This window comes from Sandarakinorhabdus oryzae (genome assembly GCF_009733735.1).
GTDB lineage: Bacteria > Pseudomonadota > Alphaproteobacteria > Sphingomonadales > Sphingomonadaceae > Sandarakinorhabdus > Sandarakinorhabdus oryzae.
Window position 1 is genome coordinate 1 of the sequence record NZ_WNJP01000385.1, and the last position, 706, is coordinate 706.

Annotated in this window: 2 pseudogenes; both read left to right on the forward strand. The window is 72.1% G+C overall.

The features are described from left to right. Nucleotides 1-307: pseudogene (locus GJ693_RS17320) on the forward strand (multidrug transporter); the annotation flags it as partial. Further along, nucleotides 307-706: pseudogene (locus GJ693_RS16450) on the forward strand (EmrA/EmrK family multidrug efflux transporter periplasmic adaptor subunit); the annotation flags it as partial. The pseudogenes GJ693_RS17320 and GJ693_RS16450, both read left to right, overlap by 1 nt.

The window sequence follows — 706 nt, forward strand, 5'->3', positions numbered from 1 at the left end:
GGCGGCGCATGATGCCGCGCTGCTGCGGGCGCTGAACGAGGTGGCCGATGCTGCCGGCGCGGTGACGGCCCTGGGCGTGCAGCAGCAGGCCGCTGCGCGTGCCCTGGCCGAAGCCGAAGCCGCCCGCAAGGTGGCCTCGCTGCGTTATCAGGCCGGGCTGTCCAACCAGCTTTTCGTGCTCACCGCCGATGATGGCGTGGTGACCGCCCGGCGCACGCTGGCGGACGTGAGCGCCTTTCGCCTTGCCGCCGATGTTGCGCTGGTGCGCGCGCTGGGCGGTGGCTTTCGGGAACAGGAGGGCCAGTGATGGCTGATATGGCAAACGCGACCATCGAAACGCCGGTGGAAGCGCAAGGCAACCCCCGGCGCAGCCGCGCGCTGCGGCTGTTTGCGGGGGTGGTGATCATTGCCGCGCTGCTCGCAGCGGCGTGGTGGGCGATCTTTGCGCGCGGCCGGGTCGAGACGGACAATGCCTATGTCGGCGGCGAAACCGCGTTGGTGACGCCGCAGCTGGCCGGCACCGTGACCGAGGTGAAGGTGGGCGGCACCCAGGCCGTGCAGGCGGGCGATGTGCTGGTCGTGCTCGACGATGCCGATGCCCGCATCGCCGTGGCCCAGGCCGAAGCCGCGCTGGCACAGGCGCGGCAACGCTATGGCCAGGCCGGCGCGCTCGCCGATGCCGCTGCCGCACGCGTGTCGGGCCGGA